The following is a 24,207-nucleotide window of genomic DNA, read 5'->3' as shown; positions in this document are numbered from 1 at the left end:
ACTCGCAGCCTCCATATCAGCCTTGCTCTTTTTAGCCTCTTCTATGGAATTTTCAATTTGCTCTTTTATAGTTGTAGCTTTATTTGTAGTTTCCTGAATTATATTTGATGAGTTTTCAACGTTTTTTCCAGTTTGAATAGCTGCTGCAGATAGCTCGTATGAGACTGATGAGTTTTCTGCAGAGAGATGTTTAACTTCGCTTATTAGAGCTTTTAAGTTATCAACAGCTGTTTTTAAAAGCCCAATTGCACTGCTTGGATTGTCTGTTTTTATAGCTACTGCTAAATTTCCTTTTGAAACCTCTTTGACAACTTCTTCTATCTTTGATGCTTTTGCCCCAAGAAGCCCTTCCGGAACCTTTTCGCTAACATATGCAAGCAGAGCTACAAGTATGATCGTTACTATCAATAAAGTCAAGAATATAATTTGAAGGTTTGTCAGGTTATCTTTAAAAAACTCAAAGCTTTTTGTTGTTCTTTGCTCAACTAAAGCGAAAAATTCATCTATAGGTTTAGAAATTTCAGCTTTGTAGTCATTGTAGGTTTTGCCAAATACAAGCTCCATAGCTTCATCTTTAGAACCGTATTTTTTAATAATATCTATAGCTTTTATTTCAAGCTTGGCAAGATCTGTAGATTTTCCTTCAGCAGATTCCAACTTCTTAAATTCATCCTGTGTAAATCCCTCTTTTTGCATAAGATCTTTTAGAGAAATTTGCTCTTTCGTATCAGGTCTAGGAATTTTTCCATTTCTTATATCCAATACTTGATTGTATTGTTTTTCATAAATCGGATTTCCATTAGTAGCCACAAAAGTTCTAACAAGACTGGTCAAGTCATCAGAACTTTGTCTAAGTTCGTCAGCCAATTTATATGATGTAAGCTGTTTTTGTGCAGCACCTACTAAGTCTTCTGACACGCTTCGCATTTGTAGGAAGATATATCCTAAAACAAGTATCGAAGCTATACTTAAAATCATCAAAAGACGCTGAAAGCCTTTTGATTGAAATAGCGACATTGGCACTCCTTTGATTATTTTCAAAAATAAATATTTTCATTAAATTAATCTATCTTTATTATATTACCAGGAGTATTATCTTTTGCTTAAAGAAATAGAAATTTATAACTAAATTTTTGGTTATCTTAAAAACTCAAAATTTAAGATAACCAAAATTAAAAATAGTAGTTTTTATAGTGCTTTTAGCATTACTCTAGTTAAGGTTTTGCTAAATTCTAAAGGATTTTCTATATTCATTCCCTCATTGATCTTTGCCATATCAAGAAGTAGAGTAGATATATCATGGATCATAGCCTCGTTTTTGTTCAATTTTTCAAAAATTTCATGATTTGGATTTATCTCTAAAATAGGTTTAACCTTTGGCAAATTTGTCTGACCCATCTGCTTTAATATAGTTTGCATAGAAAAGTCAGGATCGTTTTTATCATATATCAAAACAGCAGCCGAGTCGCTAAGTCTGGAGCTAAGTTTAACATCTTTAACATCGTCTTTTAAAATTTCGCGCATTTTTACTAAAATTTCAATGTGCTTGCTCTCGTCAATCTTATCTTCTTCGGTTTTTATTTCGCTATCTATATCAGAGTGATTTACAGGCTTAATAGGAGTTTTGTCAAATTCATACACCATAGGCATTACTATAGTATCAATTTCCTCGTCCATTATTAAGACCTCTATATCGTTTTTCTTAAAGCTTTCAAGAAGAGGTGAATTTCTTAGCATAGACTCGTTGTTTCCACTTATATAATATATGCTTTTTTGATCCTCTTTCATCTGTTCTTTATACTCTTTTAGACTTACCAGACTATCTCTTTTACTAGACTTAAACAGAACAAGATCTAAAATTTGCTCTTTATCGTTATTAAATCCATATAGCCCCTCTTTAAGCACTTTTCCAAATAATTTGTAAAATTTTATGTATTTTTCTCTATCTTTGTCTTTGATTTTATTAAGCTCAGTTAATATTTTTTTGATGCTTTGATCTTTTACATTTGCCATTATCTTATTTTCTTGTAAAATTTCACGGCTTACGTTAAGCGGCAAGTCCTCAACATCTATTATTCCTCTTACAAATCTTAAAAATGGTGGCAAAAGCTCTTTTGCGTCATCGCTTATAAATACGCTTTTTACATATAGCTTTACGCCACTTTGATAATCCACTCTAAATAGATCAAACGGCTCTGTGGCCGGGATAAAAAATAGAGTGGTGTATTCTATCTTTCCTTCAGCTTTAGTATGAAAATATGCCAAAGGATCCGTGCTGTCATGGCTGATTTGTTTGTAGAAATCATTATATTCATTAGCCTTGATATTTGATTTATTTAGCTTCCAGAGAGCAGAGGCTTTATTTATCTGAACATTTTTTGTCTCGTAGCTTCCCTCTTTTTCTCCGTCTTTTGGCGGAATATACTCTTCTTTATCGGAAAATATAGGATACGGAATATGGTTAGAATATTTTTTTATAATGCCTTCTATGCGGTAAAATTCACTAAATTCGCTATCTTTTAAAAATAGGGTTATTGTTGTTCCATGGGTATCTTTTTGAGATTCTTTTATCTCATAGCTTTTAGCATCAGAACTCCATAAAAATGCCTTGTCTTCAAGAGTCTTTTTGCTTAAAACCTCTATTTTATCAGATACCATAAAGGCTGAGTAAAATCCGACTCCAAACTGTCCGATAAGTGCGCTATCTTTTTTTGCTTCACCGCTAAGCTCTTTAACAAAGCTCTTTGTTCCACTTCTAGCGATGGTGCCTAAGTTATTTATCAAATCCTCTTTATTCATTCCTATTCCGTTATCGCTTATTGTAAGTGTTTTTTTATCCTTATCTAAGCTAATGTCGATTCTAGGCATATAGTTTAGTTTCTTATACTCATCGTTTGTTAGACAAAGATAGTTTAACTTATCAAGAGCATCTGAAGCATTCGATATAAGCTCTCTTAGAAAAATCTCTTTATTTGAATACAAAGAGTGAATCATAAGATTTAAAAGCTCGTTCACTTCGGTTTGAAATTCAAATTTATCTGCTTTTTTTGCCATATTTTTTCCTTTTTATTTAAATTTTTGGCAGATTATACTATAAATTGCTAATTTTTTCAATTGATTATAAGATAAATTCAATAAACTTGATATAGATAATATCAAGTTTAAGACTATTTTGCATCGTCTAGTAGTTTTAGAATCTCTTTGCTATCGTAATGATTTGCTGTATCTTTTAAAAATTCACAACTTTTTGTAAGTTCGCAAAGTCCATTATCTAGTAAAATTTGAATTGCGCTTTTGTTATCTAGGATAGAATTTATGATTATAAAGCTTTCGATCTCTTTGAGATCAATTTTATCCAACTCTATAAATTTAACTAACTCTTTTAGAAATTTGATCTTATTTTCGTAAAATTTTTTAAATATATCTGTTCTAGCAAATTTTCTTTCGTTGCTATTTTCTAACTTATTTTTATGAATAGAAAATCCATTGTTTCCTATAAATATTCCTATGTCTGCAGCAATAGAAAATAAAATTCTAGTAGTATCTTTTGCGCCATTATCAAGAAAGTAACTAAAAATTTCAAATTTATTAGCAGAGTAGGCTGTGGTCAAAAGCTCTTTAGTGTTTAAGTCAGCTCCATTTTTAAGTAAAATTTTAATCAGTTTTAGATTTTCATCTTCTCTTAACCATTTACTACCATCAATATTAATTCCTAAAACAATAGCCATATGAAGCGGAGAGGTGTAATCCAGTCTATACATATTGTAATTTAAATCAGGTTTGAATTGAAGCACTTTTTCTATACGCTCAAAGTCAAATTTGCCGGTATTGCCGATCTTGCTGTTTATGATAAAAAATGAAAAAATTCGCTCATTGTATCCAAATTCCTTATTTATCAAATTCGGATTTTTATCTAAAATAAAAAGCAGTCTATCAAGCTCTTTATCTACCTGCTGGTTTGTGATGTTTTGATCATAAAAAATATCAAAATTTATCTCATCTGCAACTGAAATTTTAAACAATAGAAATAGAATAAGAAAAATTCTTTTCATTACTATTCCTTTTTTATGTAGTTAAAATAGCAGCGTATTAGCTTTTAAGACTTTCTCGCTCTTTATCAAGGGTTTTTTGCATTTTTTCGCGTGTAATTTCTAGCCAATTTTTATCACTTGTATCAACCAAATCAAGGCATATTATTTTAATCTCGCCGTTTTTGAAGCTGAAATTTTTAACATCCATTATATCGCTTCCGACTATAACTATAGGCTGTACCTTTAAATTTAGCCTATCTACTATTATTTTTGCTCCACCTTTAAAGGGCAAAAGCGTATCTGTCTGAGATCTAGTTCCTTCAGGAAAAATAGCTAAAACGCGCCCGTTATTTATCCGATCTTGCGCCTCTTTTACCAATTTTACCAAAGAGTGTCTACTCTCTCTATCTACGGCGATCATTTTTGGCAAGCTTAAAATTTTGCCTATTGCAGGTATCTCTCCTATCTCTTTTTTGGCTATCCAACAAAGATTTTTAGGATGCACTTCTTCTAAAACCACTATATCTAGCATGCTTTGATGATTCATAATAATCATATTGGCGTCTTGGCTAAATTCTCCTTCGATTTTTATAGAGTAAAATCCAAAAAACCTCTGTGTTCTTGCCCAAATACGCCTTATAGTGCGAATGTTATTTTTAAAAAGCCACATAAAAAACACAACTAAAAAAATACTGATTGTAAATTCAACCGCGAAATAGGCGGCTTTAATTCTTGATAATATCATCTTTTAACACCCAGCCAACCTTGCCATCATTTAGCAAGACTTTTTTAAAATCTTTTCTTTCTCCTAAAATTTCTACTTTTTCTTCATTTTCAGTCGTAAAGAATATGCTTGAATTTTGAGTAGGGAGAATTTTTATACTTACATTTTTTTTAAGCACCGCATTCCCCAAAGGGTTATAGCTATATATTCCATAAGCTCCAAAAATCAGTGTCAATACTAAAAATATACTATTTCTTTTGATTAAAAACAAAATAAAGGAAGTTGCCAGTAGAATATATCCGGCTGTATCTTTGTAAATTTCAAATTTGCTTTGTTTTGGATTTAGTCCGATTTGAGTGCTTATTTCGTCATCTTCGACTATGACAGGAAGAGAAAAGCTTTCTAGTTTTTTGTTTTTTAGATTGAAATAGCTAAAATCCAGAGAAGTTTTTTCGGGAGTAAAAATCGCAAAATAAAAACCGCTATGTGAATTAAAATTCCCACTTACGGAATCAACTCCCTGCTTTAATATTGCAGGGTCATTTAGCCAAAAGTCTGTTATGTTGGTATTTTTGCCGACTAGTTCAACTATCATAATTAAATTTTTATCATCAAATTTGTTTGTTTTATGTTTTTTGATTTCTAGCGAGTTTGCTACTATGTGACTATAATTTTGATCGCTTTTTATCTGTTTTAAGCTTGGTAGATTGATAGTTGTGTTTGCAGTTTGGAAAAATTCACCATTTCTTTTTAAATTTATGGTTATCTTAGTATTTTTTTGCTCTGTTGAGTTAGCCTCTAAAAATATCTCACTTTTGTAAATTCCGTTGCCGATATTTTCCCATTGTAAATTTTTATTCAACCATTTTAAATTTTCATTTTCTAATACAGTTGTTTTGATATCTACGACTATATTTGATTGAGTATTGGCGGTAATTCCGAATTTAAAAATCTCGCCAGCATAGACCTCTTTTGGTATATTAGAGGTTGTGATTATAAGCTGACTCGGCTCTACTGTCTGATAAATTTGAGTTTCAGATATATTGATTTCAGGCTCGTTTGTGGGAGCTATAGTTTGTAGTGGAGCCTTTTTGATAACCTTTTCGCTTCTTTCGCCTCCCATCATATCAAAGATACTAGGTTCTTGAGCGATAGCAAAAGCGGCTATCAAAAATAGGGCGATGTGTTTTAACAAACTAGCCCTTTAAGCATCCTAAGTCCATCATCTCCACCTAAGATTTTCTCGCATGCTCGCTCAGGATGTGGCATAAGTCCGAAAATCTTTTTATTTTTATCACAAATTCCAGCAATACTATCTATAGAGCCGTTTGGATTCAGTTCATTTCCATCTTTATCACAATATTTTAAAAGTACTTGCTCGTTGTCATACATGCTTTTTAAAGTATCTTCATCAGTATAGAAATTTCCTTCACCGTGAGCCAGCGGGACATTTACTATCTCGCCGACCTCTAAATTTGAAAGAAATTTGTTTGAATTTGCAATGACTTTAAGGTGATGATACTTTGAGATAAAGCTTAAATTTTCGTTTCTTCTCATAGCTCCTGCAAGCAGTTTTAGCTCGCAAAGCATCTGAAATCCGTTGCAAATTCCTAAGATGTATCCACCTTTTTGAGCGTGCTTTAACACCGCTTTCATAGCGGGAGAAAATTTAGCGATAGCAGCCGTTCTTAAGTAGTCTCCGTAGCTAAAGCCACCGGGAAGAACGATAAGATCGGCTTTTATCTCATCTTGCTTATGCCAGATGATCTCAGTTTCGCATCCTAAAAGATCAAATGCGTATTTTGTATCCGTTTCACAGTTTGTTCCAGGAAAAAGAACTATCGCTACTTTCATATTATTATCTCGTAATCTTCTATAACTGTGTTTGCCAAAAGCTCTTCACACATATTTGTAAGAGCTTTTTTGGCCTCATCTTTATCTTTGGTGTCTATATCAAGGACGATTTGTTTTCCAACTCTTACGTTTGATATGCCGTTAAATCCGAGCGAGCCAAGTGCGTGCTCTACAGCCTTTCCTTGAGGATCTAAAACTCCGTTTTTAAGTGATACGTTTACTATAGCTTTCATCTATAACCTTTATGATAAAATTCTTCTTAAAACCTCTTCGTAGGCTACTTTTACATTTCCAATATCTTGTCTAAATCTATCTTTGTCAAGCTTTTCATTTGTATCGGCATCCCAAAATCTGCAACTATCAGGACTAATTTCATCTGCTAGTATAATATTTCCATCTTTATCTACGCCGAATTCGACTTTAAAATCAACAAGTTTTAGCTTCCTATCCGCGAAAAATTTAAACAATACAGAGTTTATCTCTCTACCTAAATGTTTAAGTCTATCAAGGTCGTTTTCGCTTTTTACAAGCCCCATAGCCAGGCAGTGTTCGTCATTTACCAAAGGATCGTGTAGCGCATCATCCTTGTAATATAGCTCAACCAAGGCAAAAGGCAAAACCGTTCCGTCAGGTATGTCCAGGCGCTTAGTAAGTGAACCTGTAGCTATATTTCTTACTACCACTTCAAGAGGGATTATTTTGCATTTTTTAATCAGTTGTTCAGTATCGTTTAGTGTTTTTACTAAGTGGGTTTCTATACCTTTTTCTTTTAAAAGATTAAAAAGTTGCGTTGAAATTTTATTATTTAGAGCACCTTTTCCAGCCTCGTTTCCTCTTTTTTGGGCATCAAAAGCCGTTAAATCGTCTTTAAACTCGGCTATTAAAAGATCCGCATCATCAGTCGCGTACATCCTTTTGCCTTTTCCTTCATAGACTAACTCTTTTTTCTCCATCCTGTTCTCCTTAGGTTATTTGATTTTTAACACTTTTATAGCATCTATAGCAGATTTTAGCTGCATGTCCTCATTGACTTTTGCTTGAGCCAGTATAGTCTTATCTTCTTTTGCTTCATCTTTTTTAGCTGTTGAATTTACATCTTGCTTATGATCTGCGATTTTTGTTAGCTCATTTTCAAGATGTTTTTTTAATTCACTCTCTTTTATCGCAAACATACTCGATTCCTCTTGAGGAACCTTGCCAGGAAATACTTTTATATCAGGAGTTACTCCTACTGCTTGTATTGTGCGACCACTTGGCAGGTAATATCTAGCTATAGTAAGCCTTAGCGCCTCTTTTCCGTCTACCGGTAATATTATCTGCACGCTTCCCTTGCCAAATGTATTTTCGCCTATCACCACGCCGCGCTTATGATCTTGAAGCGAACCGCTTACTATCTCGCTAGCACTTGCACTTCCGCCGTTTACTAAAACAGCTAGCGGAAGGTTTGTGATCTTATTTGATTTTATCGCCTTGTATTCGGAATTTTCGCTTGCGTTTCTTCCTTTTTGAGATACGATTACTCCGTTATCGACAAACAAATTTGTAAGCCCGACCGCTTGGTTTAAGAGTCCGCCCGGATTGTTTCTAAGATCAAGGATGATGCCTTGGGCTTTTGGATGTTTTTTTATGAACTCTTCTGCTTTTTGAGTTACGTGCTTATCGAAATTTGTAACGCGAACATAGAGGATATTTTCATTTTCTATCATCTTTGCATAGACTGATTCTACCGAGATGATATCGCGAATTAGCTTAACGTCAAACGGCTTTGGCTCGCCTTTTCGCACGATAGTTATGGTGATTGGCGTCTTTGGTTTGCCGCGCATTTTATTAACGGCTTCTTCTATCGTTGTGCCCAGCGTCGCGTTGCCGTCGATTCTTAATATGATATCTCCGCTTTTTATACCGGCTTTATCCGCAGGCGTGCCTTCGATAGGCGATATAACCGTAAGTGCGCCGTCTCTAATGCCTACGGTTATACCAAGCCCTCCGAATTCGCCGTTTGTCTGAACCTGCATATCCTTAAACGCTTTTTCGTTTAAAAATCCCGAATGGGCGTCAAGATTATTTAAAAGCCCCTCAATCGCCTTATCGACGATCTCTTTAAATTTCATATCATCTACATAGTATTTTTCAACGGTTGATATCGTTTTTGTAAATTTTGATAGAGCCTCAAGTCTAGCGCTTGCATCATCTTGGTTGTTTTTTGCGTTTAAATTTACGGCTATTAAGCCTGCTGCAAGAACGGTTGAGATGAAACCTGAAGCAAAAAAAAGCTTTCTCTTATTCAAAAAATTCTCCTATACATTATTAAGTGGGGTTAATTTTAATGAAATTTGGCTAAAAATCGGCTAAATTTAAAATAAATTAGAGTTGATAAATCAAGAAAATACACACCAAATTTAGCTTTTATAACTTTTAAAAAACTAGCTTAAAATTTAAAAATAAATTTTTGCATTTATTAAAAATTTGAGCCGGTTTTTAATATTTCAAAAGAGTAAACTTAGTAAATTTTACTAATAAAACTTGACAATACTTCACTAAAGTTATATAATGCGATTATTATAAAACTAAGGAGAATAAAATGGCAAACATAGGTGAAAGTTTAACTGCGCAGATGCAAGAAGCTCTTGAGAACGGGATAAGTTTAGCCATACACGCTAAAAATCCGCAAGTCATGCCTCTTCACGTATTTTGGGGTTTAGTTACGGACTCGGCTTCCATACTAAATCAAGTATTTAACCGGATGTCGATCTCAAAAAACGCTGTTGATTTGGAGGTTAAGAGTAAAATTTCAAGCTTAGCGACCAGCTCAAACGTAAGCAAAGAAAATGTCCAAATTTCACGCGAGCTTTTAAATTCGCTTGAGAGCGCAAAGGCTTTTATGGTAAGCATGGGCGATAGCTTTATAGCGGTTGATACTTGGATAATTTCAGCTTTAGAGCTTAAAGAGATAAGAGAAATTTTGGCTAAATTTACCGATGTGCTTGAGATCAAAAAGAGTTTAGAAGCCATTAGGGCAGGGCGCAAGATAGACACTCAAACAAGCGACGAGACGCTTGATAGTTTGGAAAAATTTGGCATTGATCTAACTAAAAAAGCTATAAACGCCGAGCTTGATCCGGTTATCGGGCGAGATGAAGAGATAACTAGGATGATGCAAATTCTAATAAGAAAGAGCAAGAACAATCCTATCTTGCTTGGCGAACCGGGTGTCGGAAAAACGGCTATCGTCGAAGGGCTAGCGCAAAAAATAGTTTCAAAAGACGTTCCGACAAGCCTTATGAATAAGCGAGTTATCGCTCTTGATATGAGCGCTCTTATCGCGGGTGCAAAGTATAGAGGTGAGTTTGAAGATAGGCTAAAAGCCGTTATAAACGAGGTAAAAAGTGCGGGCAATATCATACTTTTTATCGATGAAATTCACACTATAGTAGGTGCCGGAGCTAGTGAGGGAAGTATGGACGCGGCAAACATACTAAAGCCGGCACTAGCGCGCGGAGAGCTTCATGCCGTTGGTGCAACGACGCTAAAAGAGTATAGAAAGTATTTTGAAAAGGATGCCGCACTCCAGCGTAGATTTCAGCCGATTGACGTAAAAGAGCCAAGCGTAAACGAGGCTTTGCAAATTTTGCGAGGTATAAAGGAGCGTTTAGAGGTTCATCACGGCGTAAGTATAACCGATAGCGCGTTAGTGGCAGCTGCTAAGCTAAGCGATAGATATATCTCAAACCGCTTTTTGCCTGATAAAGCCATAGACCTAATTGATGAAGCAGCGGCTGAGCTTAAGATGCAGATAGAAAGCGAGCCTTATGAGTTGGCTAAGATTAAGCGTGAGATAGTGACATTGCAGGTTGAAAAAGAGGCGCTCAAGATGGAGGATGAGGCTAAAAACGAAGAGCGCCTTAAAGAGATAGAAAAGGAAATCGCCGATCTAAACGAGAAAAAGCAAGCTCTTGAAGTAAAATTTGAAAACGAAAAGAGCGTGTTTAACGGAATTTCAAATGCAAAAAAAGAGATAGACAGCCTAAAAAATGAAGCCGAAATAGCACGCAGAAACGGCGATCTTCAAAAGGCTGCCGAGATAGAATACGGCAAAATTTTAGACGCTTCAAACCGCCAAAAAGAGCTTGAGATCAAGTGGGAAGAGATGAAAAAAGCTGGCGTGTTGCTTAAAAATCAAGTGGATGAGGAGCTGGTGGCTGAAATTTTAAGCAAATGGACGGGAATTTCAGTTTCTAAGATGCTAACAAGCGAGAAGCAAAAGTATCTCATGATAGAAGATCACTTAAGAGCTAGCGTCGTGGGGCAAGATCCTGCGCTTCACGCCTTAGCACGAGCTATCAAGCGAAATAAAGCAGGGCTTAATGAAGGCTCTCGTCCGATAGGATCGTTTCTATTTCTTGGTCCAACAGGCGTAGGTAAGACGCAGTCGGCTAAGGCTCTGGCTAAATTTTTGTTTGATGATGAAAGAGCGCTTATCCGCTTTGATATGAGCGAATATATGGAAAAGCACAGCGTCTCAAGGCTGCTTGGAGCGCCTCCGGGATACGTAGGATACGATGAGGGCGGACAGCTAACCGAGGCTGTTAGAAGGCGTCCGTATAGCGTGATACTGTTTGATGAGATCGAAAAGGCGCATAAAGATGTGTTTAATATCCTGCTTGGTATCATGGATGACGGGCGAGCAACTGATAATAAGGGTGTAACCGTTGATTTTAAAAACACGATCATCATCCTAACCTCAAACATCGCTTCAAATTTCATCATGGATTTAAAAGGTGAGCAGAGGGAAGAGGCTGTTAAAAACGAGCTAAAAAGCTATTTTAAGCCTGAATTTTTAAACAGGCTTGATGATACGATCATTTTTAATCCGCTAAGCGAAGAAGGGCTTGTCCAAATCGTCGGAATTATGTTTAAAGAGCTTGAAAAAACGCTTCTAAATCGCGGTATTAAGGCTAGCATGAACGAAGAGGCTAAGAAATTTATAGCTAAAGCGGGATTTGACATAGTGTATGGCGCTAGACCGCTTAGACGCGCACTTTATGAGCTGGTAGAAGACCGCCTAGCCGATATGATACTAAAAGATGAGCTTGAAAGCGGCGATGAGATCGTGATAAGCTCAAACGGCAAAAATATCTCGATAGAAGTCGCAAGGTAAATTTAAGTAGCCAAATTTAAAAGGCTAAAATTTCGGTTTTAGCCTTTTACTCATTAGAGTTTAGATCCTCCGCCACTTGTGCGGCTAGTTTTAGCTTCTCGCTATCAAAATGCGTATAAATTCTGGATGTATTTAAGCTTGCGTGTCCGAGCGCTTCTTGCACTAGCACAAGGTCTTTTTGCTTTTTATATAACATCGTTGCAAAGGTATGACGAAGCATGTGAGCACCGTTTTTTTCCTTGCGAATTCCTGCTTTAAATAAAATTTGCTCGACTATCCTGCTTACGTAAGCTTGCGTTAGGCGCGTGCCTTTTTTGTTTATAAAGAGATAGCCCTCTTTGTTTATGTAGTTTATCGCGATAGCGTCAAGGTGAGCCTCGATAAGATGGCGCTTTATCATTACTATTCTGTATTTGTTGCCTTTGCCGCGTATTCTTATAGTGTAAAGATCGCCGTCTTCCGTTATATCCTTGCGCTTTAAATTCAGAGCCTCGCTCACACGAATCCCTGTAAATATTATCGTCTTTATGATGAGCTTGTTGCGGTTTGTATTTACTTTAAAGTCGCTATTTTCGATAGCGGATAAAAAGCGTTTAACCTCTTCTTCGCTCATAAATTCAGGCAGCTTTTGCCCTCTCATGCCGCTTATGCCGCCCCAATTTTTAAGCGATATATCATATATATGCGCTCTGCCGTCCTCTTCGTTTTGTTTATCTAAAAACGCAAAGAAATTTATAACCGAAATTCTGTAGTTTTTCTTGCTTGCATCACTTAGCCCGCCTGTAGTGCTTGCCAAAACTTCGCTAAGCAGCTCTTCATCTATCTGTTTTAGGCTCTCAAGCTCGTAAAAACAAAGCGTCTCGTAAATTTTCTTAAGCGGGTTAAAATAAGTATTTATGCCTGTAAGTCCTGCGTTGCGGGCTGATTTAACCAGTCCGTCAAGCTCGTTTATACTTCTTACCTCTTTGCTTAATGAATAATTCACGCTAGCAAGCGCTTTCGGGTCTCTAAGCTCTTTATTTGATAGCGAGCTTAGTTTAAATTTCACGTATCGAGTTAGCCAAAAAAGTAGTGACTTTTCAAAACTATCTTTATAGTCAAGCGCGTATTTCAAGATCTTATCCTTACTAAATTTAGATGATGGAAATTATACCAAATTTGCGTAGCTAAAATTTAGCTTAAAAATAAATAGTTAAATTTAATAATAATTTTAAGTTAATTTATGTTAAATTTCTCAAGTTCAAAACTTTTTGATAAAGGGGAAAAGATGCAATCAAACCAAAATTCGCGTCGTAGCTTCATGGCTGCTGCGGGGTTGTTTGTCGCTGCGACTGCGCTTAAGGCTGCACCGACTAAGTTTGAAGATAGTAAAGAGGAGCGCTTCGGTATGGTTATAGACCTAACGTGCTGTATCGGCTGTCAATCCTGTACCATGAACTGCGCCATGGAAAACAACGTGCCGGCGGGGATGTTTCGCACGATAGTTTCTGAGTATGAGGCGTATGCAAAAGACGGCAAAAGAGCCGCTATGGCTTCACTTCCAAGGCTTTGCAACCACTGCGAAAGTCCAGCCTGTATCGACATGTGTCCGACAGGTGCAAGCCACCAAAGAAGCAACGGTATCGTTAAGATAAACAGTAGCGAGTGCATAGGTTGTGCGCTTTGCGTTGAGGCCTGTCCGTATCACGCAAGATACTTCAACAAAGAGACTTTAAAAGCCGATAAATGCACATTTTGCGATCATAGACTTCGCGCGGGACTGCTTCCAAGCTGTGTGGAAACCTGTGTGGGCGGAAGCCGTATAATGGGCGATCTAAACGATCCAAACTCAAACATCAGAAAATTTTTAGCAACTCACGAGACTATGGTTATAAATAGTCCGAAAAATACAAATCCGCAGGTGTTTTACTACGGAGTTAGCGAGGTTCTAACTAAAAATGACGTAGAAGCAGAGGAAAAAGCGGGCTACAAACGAGTCGTTCACTGGAACGAAGAGATAACACTTTAAGAGGAGCTAAAAATGCAAAGACGAGATTTTATAAAAAAAGCTATGCTTACTTCAGCTCTTCCTGTGGTTGCGGCTGCGAGTAAAGATGAAAAAATAGATGATTATAAGGTGCAAGGCAACTCTCACGAGCCTGAATTTAGAGTAGTTGACGGCAAGGTTGTGATGAACGAAGGCCACTCTATAGTCTTTTCGATGTGTCATGGATGTACGACAAAATGCGGTCTTAGACTTCACATAGATGATAAAAATAACCGCGTGCTTCGCTCTGTGGGAAATCCCTTCCACCCGCTTGCAAATTTCCACTGGATGCCTTATAACACTTCTATAAACGACGCTCTCATAGCCACAACCAGAAGCGGTGAAGACGATCAGCGCGCTACGGTTTGCGTTAGAGGCGCGATGCTTCCTGAGATGCTTTATTCGCCGATTAGAATTCTCTCTCCGCTTAAAAGAGTTGGCAAAAGAGGCGAGGGCAAATGGCAAAAGATCAGCTTTGAGCAGCTTATAGAAGAGGTTGTCGAGGGTGGAAATTTATTTGGCGAAGGACACGTGGACGGACTTCGCGCGCTTTACTCAGATGAGCTAATAGACGCTGAAAATCCTGAATACGGCACTAAACGCAACCAGCTTTTAAGCTTTTATCTATATGACGGCAGAAGCGATATCGTAGATAGATTTATGAAAAAATCTTTCGGCACCGTCAATCACTACTCGCACGGCGGAATTTGCGGCGGCGGCTTTAGAGCAGGCGGCAAGATCGCTCATAATGCGGGCGGCTTTGCGCATACAAAGCCTGATTACGAGCACTCTAAATTTAGCATTTACTGGGGCACTGCGCCGGGCAACGGCGGAAATCCGTTCCAAAAACAAGCCAAGATGATAGCTCATGCAAGAAGCGAAGATAACGGCTTTGGCTACGCGGTCGTCGATCCTACGGTATCAAATTCTATCAAATACGCCACAAGCGACAAGGCTCGCTGGATAGGCATAAGGCCGGGCATGGACTCAGCGCTTGCTATGGCGATGATAAGATGGATAATCGAAAATGAAAAATACGCGACAAACTACCTCATCCAGCCAAATTTAGACCAAGCCAAGCTAGCAGGCGAAATTCACTGGTGCAACGCAACTCACTTAGTTATCACTCAAAAGGGGCATAAAGACTACGGCAAATTTGCGCGAGTTAATGACGAGTGGCAGGTGTGCTCGCAAAGCGGCAAAATTCAAAGCTACAAGATAAACGAGCCTGCTAAACTATACTACAAAGGCAAGATAGAGATAGAGGGTAAAAAAGTAGCGGTAAAAAGCTCTATGCAGCTACTTAAAGAATCAGCCTTTAAGCACACCATGAAAGAGTATTCCGAGCTTTGCGGTGTAAGCATGGATGATATCCTCTGGCTTTGCGATAACTTCACTAAAAACGGTCGCCAAGTAAGCACGAACGTGCACGGCGGTATGATGCACACTCAAGCTGCGATGAGCACTTACGCGATACTTTGTCTAAATACGCTTATGGGCACTTACGGCTACAAGGGTGGAAATGTAAATGCAAGCGCAGGCACGCATAAATTTTTAAGCGGTAGATATGAGCTTGAGAAATTTGAAGGAGCTTATAAGCCAAGCGGCGTAAATTTATCTCGCTCTGGCAAATACTACGAGACAAGCTCGGAGTTTAAGCGCAAGGTCGCAGCAGGCGGGACGGGCTATCCTGCGCAGCAGCCTTGGTATCCTATCTCTATGCCGCTTATCAACGAGACGCTTACAAGCCACGCGGTGGGCTATCCTTACAAGGCTAAAATTTTTATAAACTACATGACAAACGTCATCTACGGACAAGCGGGGCTTGAAACAGCGGTGAAAGATTCGCTAAAAGATAGCCGCGATCTGCCGCTTTTCATCGGTATAGACGCATTTATGAACGAAACTAACGCTTATGCCGACTATATCGTGCCTGACGGGTTAAATTTAGAAAACTGGGGTATGCCAAACTCACTTTGGGGAACTATAACCAAAACTTCAGTCGTGCGCTATCCTGCCGTTAAACCAAGACAAGATACCGATAAAAACGGCACGCCGATAGATGTCGAGCTATTTTATATCGCGATAGCCAAAAAGCTTGGGCTAAAAGGCTTTGGCAAGGGTGCGTTTAAGGATAAGGACGGCAACGCCATGGATCTTGACACTAAAGAGCAGTTTTATGCAGCCGCACTTGCAAATTTAGCTTTTGACGGCGAAGCGGTAAGTGACATCAGTAAAGAAGACGCCGAGCTTAGCAAGATAGATAGGATCATGCCTGTTATAGAAAAATATCTCAAAAAAGAAGAGGTGGCAAAGGTCGCTCACGTGCTTGCAAAAGGCGGAAGATATGATGATTACGTCACGGCTTATAAGGGCGATAAGGCAACCGTAAAAGTGCCTGCGCCAAATCCGGCCTCGATATACTATGAGCCGCTTGGCGGACATCGCCACTCTATCACGGGCGAATACATGCCGGGCACGCCTACGCTGATGAAACCTGTGACAAGCGACGGCACTCCGCTTGAAAAATTCTTCCCGAAATCTGAGTGGAAGTATCTGGTAAGCTCGAAAAAATCAAACGCGCAGCACTACTACACCATCATGAGCGATAGGATGAGAAGCATACATCCTGTAAATTTCGTGCGTATCAGCGAAGATATAGCAAAAGAGCGCGACATCAAAACAGGCGATGAGGTCAAAGTCGTAACTCCATACGCAAGCGCAAAAGGAACTGCGTTTGTGACAAACGGCGTCGCAAAAGGTGTTATAAGCCTTGAGCACGGCTTTGGACACACCGAATTTGGCGCTAGAACTCACTACATAGACGGCAAACCTGCACTCAGGATAGAAGGAACCGAAGTGGGTATAAATCACAACTTGCTTGGTCTGCTTGATCCAAAGCGCAAAGGCAAATTTAGCCTTAACGACTGGCTTGTAGGCACTTGCGCTAGACAAGCGCTACCTGCAAATATCTATAAAATTTAGCCTTTTAGGCGCTAGGCTAGCTATCTTGGCTAGCCTAAATTTCTTAAATAATAGTAAAATACCTCTTTTAACAACCAAATAGGAATCATCTTGTATTAGTTTGCGAAACAATAAAATGAGATTGTGTTTTGAGATGATATTTTCTATCTTTACTAAAATTTTAATAATCCGTTTTCATCGTATTTAAAATCAGGACTCCACACCACTTCCCAGTAATAGCCGTCCAAATCTGTAAAATAGGCATGATATCCGCCCCAAAAGACATCTTGCGGCTCTTTTACGATTACTCCTCCCGCCTTTCTTACTAGCTCAATAACCTCATCTACCTCTTTTTTGCTCTTTACATTATAAGCAAGCGTAATTCCCGCAAAACCGCTACCTGTCGGCGGGCTGGATTCATTAATGTCCTTGCTTAGCAATTCAAGTGGGAATAACTCAAATTTTGTTCCAAAAGTATCGAAAAATACAACATTTGGATTACTCTCTTTGCAGTTAGTTTTAAATCCTAATTTGTCCCTGTAAAACTCCAGAGCCTTCTTCATATTTCTTGTTCCCAGACAAACGCAAGTGATTTTATTCATTTAGTTCTCTTAAATTTAGATTTATTGTGTCATAATTACGTATTTTAATTGTTTTCTATCACCCTTTTTGTTTCAAGTGCTATCTCAAGCTCTTCGTTTGTAGGAATGATTAAAGTTTTTATAGAAGCTTTGTCAGCGTCTATACATCTAGCTCCGCTTGCTTTGGCGAAATTTAATTTATGATCTATGTTTATGCCAAGATGCGCTAAATCGCCACAAATTTTCTCTCTGCTATATGGTGCATTTTCGCCGATACCACCTGTAAAGATAAGCGCATCAACGCGCCCAAGCACAGCATAGTAAGCTCCGATATATTTTTTGATACGGTAGCAAAACATCTCAAAGGCTAGGTGCGCTCTTTCGTCATGCTCCATCTTGGCTACTACCTCTCTCATATCGTTTGAGCCGCAAATTCCAAGTAGCCCGCTCTTTTTGTTTAAAAAGGCATCGATCTCATCAGCCTTTAGCTCGCCCAAATTTAGCAGATAAGTTATTATAGCAGGATCCATATCGCCGCTTCTTGTGCCCATTATAAGCCCTTCAAGTGGGCTAAGACCCATCGAAGTATCGACACTTTTGCCGTTACTGACCGCACAAACCGAAGCGCCGTTGCCAAGGTGAAGCGAGATGGCGTTAAATTTCTCATACTCTATACCAAGCATTTTTGCCGCGGTTTTTGTAACGTAGTGATGAGATGTACCGTGAAAGCCATATCTGCGTATGTGCAATCGCTTGCAAAGTTCGTAAGGTAGAGCATATCTATAGGCATATTCTGGCATTGTCTGATGAAAAACGGTATCAAATACGACTACGTGAGGCACTTTTTCTCCGCTCTCTTGCATCGCATTTCTTATGCCGGCTAAGTGACCAGGGTTATGAAGCGGGGCGAGTATTGAGTTTTGTTCTATTTTAGCGATGACCTCATTATTCACTAAAGCAGACTCGGTAAAACTCTCTCCGCCATGTACTATTCTGTGTCCGATTCCGTCAAGCTCGCTTAAATCGTGCAGTATATTTGACGCCACAAAAAGACTTGTCATCACTTCAAGCCCTTCGTGGTGATCTTTTATAGCCAAATTTTTCTCATAAATTATATCTTTAGCTATATCTTTTAACTTGGCGTAAGAGTTGCTTTCTCCGATTTTTTCTATAAGTCCGCTTGCTATGACATGATTGTCTTTCATATTAAAAAGTTGAAATTTTATGGATGAGCTACCTGAATTTAATACTAAAATTTTCACTTTTTCTCTCCTGCTTGTATTGCTGTTATTAAAACTGTATTTATGATATCATCTACCAGGCATCCTCTACTTAGGTCATTTACAGGTTTTTTTAATCCTTGCAAAATCGGTCCTATGGCTATGCAATGACCGCTTCTTTGAGCTATTTTGTAGCCTATATTGCCTGAATTTAAATTTGGAAATACAAATACATTAGCACGTCCTGCCACATCACTATTTGGTATCTTTTTTCTAGCCACTCCAAGATCTATTGCGGCATCATATTGTATCGGCCCTTCGACTTTAAGCTCTGGTTCAAGCTCGTTAATAATCTTTTTTGCCTCTTTTGCAAGATCTGTGTCGCTTCCTTCACTGCTATTTCCTGTAGAGTATGAGAGTAGGGCGACTCTAGGTTCTATTCCAAATTCGATTGCGGTTTTAGCGGATGAGATTGCTATATGAGCTAGTGCGTTAGCGTCTGGATTTGGTATTACGGCGCAATCTGCATATATCAAAATTTCCTCGCCCATACACATGATAAAAGAGCTTGATACCAATGGGCTATCGGGAGTTGTTTTTATTATCTGAAATGCCGGTCTAACGGTATCTGCGGTATTTGTGCTGGCTCCGCTTACCATGGCGTCGGCAAGTCCTGTTTGCACCATCATGGTGCCAAAGTAGGTTTTATCTAAGATCAGCTCTTTTGCTTTTTCAAGCGTTAAGCCCTTGTGTTTTCTAAGCTCGTAAAGCTCCTTGGCAAAGCTCTCTTGAAATACGTTTTTTTCTAAATTTATAAATTTCACTCCGCTTAAATTTATACCGAGTTCATCAGCTCTGCTTTTTACGGCGGTTTCGTCTCCAAGAAGGGTTAAATTTACGGCTTTGGTTTGCATTAAAAGCTCGCTAGCCTTTAGAATTCTCTCATCGTTACTCTCGGGCAAAACGACCATTTTTTTGTCTTTGCTTGCCGTTTCTATAAGCAAATTTTCAAATCTAAAAGGCGTCATTATGCTTTGATTTGCATTTAAAACCTCATCTAAATCCGAGCTTATCACTAAATTTGAGTTGATATTTAGAGCTTTTAAATTTTTTTCGCTAAAAACGGGAGTGTTAAGATGTCTGGCAAGCATCAAATTTAGCTCAAATTTGCCGAGATTAGAAAAGGCTTCAAAGGCTCTAACGACTACTAAATCATATTTTTTTTGTAGCCTGTTAAATTCTTTTATGATGCTTTTGATAAGCTCTTTTTCATTGCCGTTTTCAAATGCGACAGCCGCCTCTTTCGTGCATACAAATCCGCCGATGGGCTCAAAAACGGTCACATTTTTAAATTTTGCTGATATAATTTCGTAAATTTTTGAGAAATTAGCGGTTATTAGATAAATTCCTTTGGACTGCATCCCATCTCCTTGGTGATATGTGGAACTTTAATTGCTTAATTTTATCATAAATATTCAGATTAAGGTAAATTTTTATGAATGCCAAATTTTATCTATCTCTTGTTTTCATAGGCGCGATTTTTAGCGGATGTGTGCCAAGTGCCGATCCTAAAATCGACATGAAACCGCCCGTTTACGTCGAGCAACTGCCTGCAAAGCACGTAAATAACCAGCCAAATCCGGGAAGCTTGTTTGGAAGAGGGGATAATCCTTTATTTTCTGATAGAAAGGCTATGAACGTAAATGACATCGTCACAGTCGTCATAAGCGAAAGCGCAAATCAAAGCTCAACGGGCAAGCGAAATACAAACAAAGATAGCACGATAGGACTTGGCGGAGGTGTGTTTACTGCAGGCTCCGCGCCTCTTTCTCATGTCGCGGATCAGCTAAATAAATTTGGCGATATTGGCTTTAAAGCAGGCACTAAAAACGAATTTAGCGGAGGAGCTTCAAATTCTCGCACAGAGAGCTTTAAAACGACAATTTCAGCGCGCATTATCAAAGTGCTTGAAAACGGCAACTACTTCATTGAAGGCTCTCGTGAACTGCTGCTAAACGGCGAAAAGCAGATCGTGCAGCTAAGCGGCGTCATAAGACCTTATGATATATCAAATTCAAACGAAATAGACTCAAAATATATCGCTGATGCAAAAATTTTATATAAAACCGAAGGCGATGTGGATAAATCAACCAGAAAGCCGTGGGGAACGAAGCTTATGGAGGCTATCTGGCCTTTTTGATCGCTTGGTTTGGCTAAAATTTATTTTTGGCTATTATACTCGGTCATGCTAGACCGAGTGCGTTCAACGGGCAGGCTTTAAAATTTAAATTAAACTATGCAGGTTCTGCTCAAAATATAAATTTGCTCTAAAATCATAAAATTTAAAACAACCAACCGCAAACAGATAAATTTATCCAAATTCTCATAAACCCCTTGCAATATCGTAACAAAACGAGGGTTAAAATTTAAAATCCAAATTTCATTTTACGCCTTTTTAAAGCTATAAAGCTTATAATTTAAACAAATTCAAAAAAGGCGTTGTTATGATAAAGGCAATTTCCGGCTCGCAGATGATCAGCGAAGCCTTGCATAAAGAGGGCGTTGAGATAGTTTTTGGCTACCCTGGCGGTGCGGCGCTTAACATCTATGATGAAACTTACAAGCAAAAGTATTTCAAGCATATTTTAGTGCGCCACGAGCAAGCTGCAGTTCATGCGGCTGACGGCTATGCAAGAGCAAGCGGTAAGGTCGGAGTGGCTTTCGTAACGAGTGGTCCCGGATTTACAAATGCCGTTACAGGGCTTGCTACAGCGTATTCTGATAGCATTCCTATCGTGCTTATAAGCGGTCAGGTTGCAAGCTCGCTCATAGGCACCGATGCCTTTCAGGAGATCGACGCGGTGGGAATTTCTCGCCCCTGTGTGAAACACAACTACTTAGTAAATAGCATCAAAGAGCTTCCAAGAATCTTAAAAGAGGCGTTTTACATCGCTCGCTCAGGTCGCCCCGGTCCTGTGCATGTGGATATACCGAAGGATATAACGGCGGCAATTGGTGATTTTGATTATCCTCAAGAGATAAAAATGCTAACCTATAAGCCTACATATAAAGGCAACGCAAAGCAGATCAAAAAGGCTGCCGAAGCGATATCGGCGGCAAAAAGACCGCTACTTTATCTAGGCGGCGGAGTGATAGCGTCAAACGCTAGCGAGCTTGTAAGAAAATTTGCTAAGAAGACTGGAATTCCTGCGATAGAGACTCTAATGGGGCTTGGAGTTTTGGCTCATGATGATGAAAATTTACTTGCGATGGCAGGTATGCACGGAAGCTATGCTGCAAATATGGCGCTTAGTGAGACTGACCTACTTATCGCACTTGGAGCGAGGTTTGACGATAGGATAACGGGCAAGTTAAGCGAATTTGCAAGATACGCAAAGATAATTCACGTGGATATCGATCCAAGCTCGATCTCCAAGATAGTAAACGCACATTTTCCTATAGTCGGTGATCTAAATTTCGTCCTTGAAGAGCTCATAGAAAAGGTCGAAGTAAATCCTGAAAACATCAAAGACTGGAAAGATATCCTCTCTCGCTACGACAAGCTAAATCCGCTTGCATACAGCGATAGCGATGAAATTTTAAAGCCGCAGTGGGTTATAGAAGAGACTGCCAAGATAGCGGGCGATGATACGATAATATCAACCGACGTAGGTCAGCACCAGATGTGGGCGGCGCAGTTTTATCCGTTTTCGCGACCAAGACAGCTTATAACCAGCGGCGGGCTTGGCACGATGGGATATGGCTTGCCTGCGGCGATTGGCTCAAAGTGCGCAGATCCTAAAAAAACGGTCATAAATTTTACGGGCGACGGATCGATTCTAATGAACATCCAAGAGCTAATGACCGCAGCGGAAAACGGTATCGCGGTGATAAACATCATCCTAAATAACAACTTTTTGGGCATGGTGCGCCAGTGGCAGACGTTTTTTTACGAGAAGCGCTACTCTTCAACCGATCTTAGCATGCAACCTGACTTCGTAAAGATCGTAGAGGGCTTTGGCGGAGTAGGGTTTGTCTGCCACACCAAAGATGAGTTTAGAAAGGCACTAAAAGAAGCGATAAAGCTTGGCAAGGTGGCTATGCTTGACGTTAGAGTCGATCGCTTTGAAGATGTGCTTCCTATGGTGCCTGCGGGGGCTGCAATATATAATATGATATTAAAAAGCAAGGAATGAAGATGAGTATAAGAAGAGTAATTTCAGTCATCGTTCTTAACGAACACGGCGTGCTTTCGCGCATTTCCGGGCTTTTTGCAGGGCGTGGGTATAATATCGACACTCTTACCGTTGCGCCGATACCTGAGACAAATTTATCTCGCCTTAGTATCGTAACGGTGGGCGATGAGAAGGTGCTAGAGCAGATCGTAAAACAGCTTCACAAGCTCATACCTACTTATAAGGTTATAGAAACGGGCGAATTTGTCGAGAAAGAAATGGCGCTTGTAAAAATTCCGCTAAGTGAAAATTTCGGCGGACTTGACGCGATACTTAAGGCTTATAACGGCATAGTTGCAAATACAAATGAAAATTTTATCGTTGTTATGGTGGCTGACGATACGATTAGAGTGAAAAATTTCTTAAAAGCCATCAAAAAATACAATCCGATCGACATCGTTTGCGGTGGGTCGGTACTTATGGATATGTGATGAAATTAAGTGAAATTTATGAGATTTTAGAGCTGAAATTTGAAGGTGAAGAGCGCGAGATAACTGCGCTAAATTCGCTTGCTAATGCAAAAAATAGCGAGCTAAGCTATTGTGACGGCGAAAAAAACGCAAAATTTATCGCAAATTCTAAGGCCGGAGCGATACTAGTAGGCGAAAATTTAAAGGAATTTGTGCCTGCAAATATGCACGCGATAGTCGTGGAAAACGCTCATTTGGCATTTGCGATTTTAAGCAAATTTTTTGCAAAAGAGCTTTTTGCAAGCTCGCCAAAAGAGGCTCAAATTTCACCTAGTGCCAAAGTAATGCAAAACGTATATATAGGCTCTGGCGTAACGGTGGGCGAGGGTAGCGTACTAATGCCGGGAGTGTTTTTGGGTGATAACGTAAAAATCGGTAAAAACTGCATCTTGCATCCAAATGTAGTCGTGTATAACGACTGCGTGATCGGCGATGAGTGCCACATAAACGCAAATGCAGTTATAGGCTCGGACGGCTACGGCTACGCGCACACAAAAACGGGTGAGCATATAAAAATTTATCATAACGGAAATGTGATTTTAGAGGATTTTGTAGAGATCGGCGCGTGTACGACGATAGATCGTGGCGTGTTTGAGCCAACCATCATCAAGCGCCACACAAAGATAGATAACCTCGTGCAGATAGGACATAACTGCGAGCTAGGACAAGGCTGCCTCATAGTAGCCCAAACCGGTCTTGCAGGCTCAAGTAAGCTAGGCAGAAACGTCGTAATGGGCGGACAAAGCGGCACTACAGGGCATCTAAAAGTAGGTGATTTTGCTCAAATTGCCGCACGAGGAGGTGTCTCAAAAAGTATAGAAGGCGGTAAAAAATACGCCGGTGCTTACCCTATACTAGAGCTTGGCGAATTTTTTAAGATGCAAGCCAAGATATTAAGGTTTTTTAAAAAATAGGAAAACTAAACCTTTTTACACAATACAAAA

19 protein-coding genes are annotated in these 24,207 nt (G+C 39.0%); 7 read left to right on the top strand and 12 right to left on the bottom strand.

Annotation, left to right across the window (positions count from 1 at the left end; all coding sequences use genetic code 11):
• Nucleotides 1-1,188: 1,188 nt before the first annotated feature.
• The 8 genes from htpG to CDOMF_RS05550 form a co-directional block, all read right to left on the bottom strand.
• Nucleotides 1,189-3,054, bottom strand: a complete 1,866-nt coding sequence (gene htpG, locus CDOMF_RS05585) for a molecular chaperone HtpG (protein ID WP_260951091.1) — start codon at nucleotides 3,052-3,054, stop codon at nucleotides 1,189-1,191.
• A gap of 113 nt (nucleotides 3,055-3,167) precedes the next feature.
• A complete protein-coding gene (locus CDOMF_RS05580; RefSeq protein ID WP_260951090.1) occupies nucleotides 3,168-4,052 on the bottom strand; it encodes a hypothetical protein in 885 nt (294 codons plus the stop codon).
• Between the two features lie 37 nt (nucleotides 4,053-4,089).
• Nucleotides 4,090-4,776 (bottom strand): lysophospholipid acyltransferase family protein, encoded by a 687-nt coding sequence (locus CDOMF_RS05575; protein ID WP_260951089.1) that lies wholly within the window; start codon nucleotides 4,774-4,776, stop codon nucleotides 4,090-4,092.
• The gene (locus tag CDOMF_RS05570) at nucleotides 4,757-5,950 is read right to left on the bottom strand and encodes an SH3 domain-containing protein (RefSeq protein ID WP_260951088.1); all 1,194 of its coding nucleotides are present in this window, start codon (nucleotides 5,948-5,950) and stop codon (nucleotides 4,757-4,759) included. Before CDOMF_RS05570 ends, CDOMF_RS05575 begins: the two co-directional genes overlap by 20 nt.
• Complete coding sequence (gene purQ, locus CDOMF_RS05565) at nucleotides 5,944-6,609, bottom strand: phosphoribosylformylglycinamidine synthase subunit PurQ (protein WP_260951087.1); 666 nt, start codon at nucleotides 6,607-6,609, stop codon at nucleotides 5,944-5,946. The genes CDOMF_RS05570 and purQ overlap by 7 nt, the downstream gene beginning before the upstream one ends.
• The gene (purS, locus tag CDOMF_RS05560; RefSeq protein ID WP_260951086.1) at nucleotides 6,606-6,842 is read right to left on the bottom strand and encodes a phosphoribosylformylglycinamidine synthase subunit PurS; all 237 of its coding nucleotides are present in this window, start codon (nucleotides 6,840-6,842) and stop codon (nucleotides 6,606-6,608) included. Before purS ends, purQ begins: the two co-directional genes overlap by 4 nt.
• Nucleotides 6,843-6,851: 9 nt before the next feature.
• On the bottom strand, nucleotides 6,852-7,562 hold the full coding sequence (gene purC, locus CDOMF_RS05555; protein WP_170020135.1) for a phosphoribosylaminoimidazolesuccinocarboxamide synthase: 711 nt from the start codon (nucleotides 7,560-7,562) through the stop codon (nucleotides 6,852-6,854).
• Between the two features lie 15 nt (nucleotides 7,563-7,577).
• A complete protein-coding gene (locus CDOMF_RS05550; RefSeq protein ID WP_260951085.1) occupies nucleotides 7,578-8,897 on the bottom strand; it encodes a S41 family peptidase in 1,320 nt (439 codons plus the stop codon).
• A 293-nt stretch (nucleotides 8,898-9,190) separates the two neighbouring features.
• On the opposite strand from CDOMF_RS05550, the gene CDOMF_RS05545 reads away from it, so the two are divergent.
• Nucleotides 9,191-11,767, top strand: coding sequence for an ATP-dependent Clp protease ATP-binding subunit (locus CDOMF_RS05545; protein WP_260951084.1), 2,577 nt, complete (start codon nucleotides 9,191-9,193; stop codon nucleotides 11,765-11,767).
• A 46-nt stretch (nucleotides 11,768-11,813) separates the two neighbouring features.
• Here the strand turns inward: CDOMF_RS05545 and CDOMF_RS05540 are convergent, their stop codons facing one another.
• On the bottom strand, nucleotides 11,814-12,881 hold the full coding sequence (locus tag CDOMF_RS05540) for a tyrosine-type recombinase/integrase (RefSeq protein WP_260951083.1): 1,068 nt from the start codon (nucleotides 12,879-12,881) through the stop codon (nucleotides 11,814-11,816).
• Nucleotides 12,882-13,034: 153 nt separating this feature from the next.
• Here CDOMF_RS05540 and CDOMF_RS05535 point away from each other — a divergent pair, with 153 nt between their 5' ends.
• Both CDOMF_RS05535 and CDOMF_RS05530 read left to right on the top strand, forming a co-directional pair.
• A complete protein-coding gene (locus tag CDOMF_RS05535; protein ID WP_260951082.1) occupies nucleotides 13,035-13,775 on the top strand; it encodes a 4Fe-4S dicluster domain-containing protein in 741 nt (246 codons plus the stop codon).
• 12 nt (nucleotides 13,776-13,787) lie between these two features.
• Nucleotides 13,788-16,778 carry a molybdopterin dinucleotide binding domain-containing protein gene (locus CDOMF_RS05530; RefSeq protein ID WP_260951081.1) on the top strand — a complete coding sequence of 997 codons (2,991 nt, stop codon included), beginning with the start codon at nucleotides 13,788-13,790 and terminating at the stop codon, nucleotides 16,776-16,778.
• Between the two features lie 152 nt (nucleotides 16,779-16,930).
• Here the strand turns inward: CDOMF_RS05530 and CDOMF_RS05525 are convergent, their stop codons facing one another.
• Genes CDOMF_RS05525 through pta form a run of 3 tightly spaced genes read right to left on the bottom strand, consistent with a single transcriptional unit; the run spans nucleotide 16,931 to nucleotide 19,979 of the window.
• Entirely contained in the window at nucleotides 16,931-17,359 is a 429-nt protein-coding gene (locus CDOMF_RS05525; protein ID WP_260951080.1) for a VOC family protein, read from the bottom strand.
• Between the two features lie 44 nt (nucleotides 17,360-17,403).
• A complete protein-coding gene (locus CDOMF_RS05520) occupies nucleotides 17,404-18,600 on the bottom strand; it encodes an acetate kinase (protein WP_260951079.1) in 1,197 nt (398 codons plus the stop codon).
• A complete protein-coding gene (pta, locus tag CDOMF_RS05515) occupies nucleotides 18,597-19,979 on the bottom strand; it encodes a phosphate acetyltransferase (protein ID WP_260951078.1) in 1,383 nt (460 codons plus the stop codon). Before pta ends, CDOMF_RS05520 begins: the two co-directional genes overlap by 4 nt.
• A 74-nt stretch (nucleotides 19,980-20,053) precedes the next feature.
• On the opposite strand from pta, the gene flgH reads away from it, so the two are divergent.
• The 4 genes from flgH (at nucleotide 20,054) to lpxD (ending at nucleotide 24,177) form a co-directional block, all read left to right on the top strand.
• Nucleotides 20,054-20,758 carry a flagellar basal body L-ring protein FlgH gene (gene flgH / locus CDOMF_RS05510; RefSeq protein WP_260951077.1) on the top strand — a complete coding sequence of 235 codons (705 nt, stop codon included), beginning with the start codon at nucleotides 20,054-20,056 and terminating at the stop codon, nucleotides 20,756-20,758.
• A gap of 307 nt (nucleotides 20,759-21,065) precedes the next feature.
• A complete protein-coding gene (locus CDOMF_RS05505) occupies nucleotides 21,066-22,754 on the top strand; it encodes an acetolactate synthase large subunit (protein ID WP_260953137.1) in 1,689 nt (562 codons plus the stop codon).
• 8 nt (nucleotides 22,755-22,762) lie between these two features.
• On the top strand, nucleotides 22,763-23,224 hold the full coding sequence (gene ilvN / locus CDOMF_RS05500; protein ID WP_170020193.1) for an acetolactate synthase small subunit: 462 nt from the start codon (nucleotides 22,763-22,765) through the stop codon (nucleotides 23,222-23,224).
• Nucleotides 23,224-24,177: a UDP-3-O-(3-hydroxymyristoyl)glucosamine N-acyltransferase gene (gene lpxD / locus CDOMF_RS05495; protein ID WP_260951076.1), complete on the top strand. Its 954-nt coding sequence runs from the start codon at nucleotides 23,224-23,226 to the stop codon at nucleotides 24,175-24,177. Before ilvN ends, lpxD begins: the two co-directional genes overlap by 1 nt.
• Nucleotides 24,178-24,207 lie beyond the last annotated feature (30 nt).

The sequence above is a fragment of the Campylobacter sp. RM16187 genome (assembly GCF_025319965.1).
In the GTDB taxonomy this organism is placed as follows: Bacteria; Campylobacterota; Campylobacteria; order Campylobacterales; family Campylobacteraceae; genus Campylobacter_A.
The sequence above is the reverse complement of the archived record's forward strand: the minus strand, read 5'-3'. Positions and strand labels throughout refer to the sequence as shown.

What these genes read in the sequence shown, in the direction of transcription:
- htpG (WP_260951091.1), bottom strand. Translation starts at nt 3,054, where the DNA reads ATGGCAAAAAAAGCAGATAAATTTGAATTTCAAACCGAAGTGAACGAG.
- CDOMF_RS05580 (WP_260951090.1), bottom strand. Translation starts at nt 4,052, where the DNA reads ATGAAAAGAATTTTTCTTATTCTATTTCTATTGTTTAAAATTTCAGTT.
- CDOMF_RS05575 (WP_260951089.1), bottom strand. Translation starts at nt 4,776, where the DNA reads ATGATATTATCAAGAATTAAAGCCGCCTATTTCGCGGTTGAATTTACA.
- purQ (WP_260951087.1), bottom strand. Translation starts at nt 6,609, where the DNA reads ATGAAAGTAGCGATAGTTCTTTTTCCTGGAACAAACTGTGAAACGGAT.
- purS (WP_260951086.1), bottom strand. Translation starts at nt 6,842, where the DNA reads ATGAAAGCTATAGTAAACGTATCACTTAAAAACGGAGTTTTAGATCCT.
- purC (WP_170020135.1), bottom strand. Translation starts at nt 7,562, where the DNA reads ATGGAGAAAAAAGAGTTAGTCTATGAAGGAAAAGGCAAAAGGATGTAC.
- CDOMF_RS05545 (WP_260951084.1), top strand. Translation starts at nt 9,191, where the DNA reads ATGGCAAACATAGGTGAAAGTTTAACTGCGCAGATGCAAGAAGCTCTT.
- CDOMF_RS05535 (WP_260951082.1), top strand. Translation starts at nt 13,035, where the DNA reads ATGCAATCAAACCAAAATTCGCGTCGTAGCTTCATGGCTGCTGCGGGG.
- CDOMF_RS05530 (WP_260951081.1), top strand. Translation starts at nt 13,788, where the DNA reads ATGCAAAGACGAGATTTTATAAAAAAAGCTATGCTTACTTCAGCTCTT.
- CDOMF_RS05525 (WP_260951080.1), bottom strand. Translation starts at nt 17,359, where the DNA reads ATGAATAAAATCACTTGCGTTTGTCTGGGAACAAGAAATATGAAGAAG.
- pta (WP_260951078.1), bottom strand. Translation starts at nt 19,979, where the DNA reads ATGCAGTCCAAAGGAATTTATCTAATAACCGCTAATTTCTCAAAAATT.
- flgH (WP_260951077.1), top strand. Translation starts at nt 20,054, where the DNA reads ATGAATGCCAAATTTTATCTATCTCTTGTTTTCATAGGCGCGATTTTT.
- lpxD (WP_260951076.1), top strand. Translation starts at nt 23,224, where the DNA reads ATGAAATTAAGTGAAATTTATGAGATTTTAGAGCTGAAATTTGAAGGT.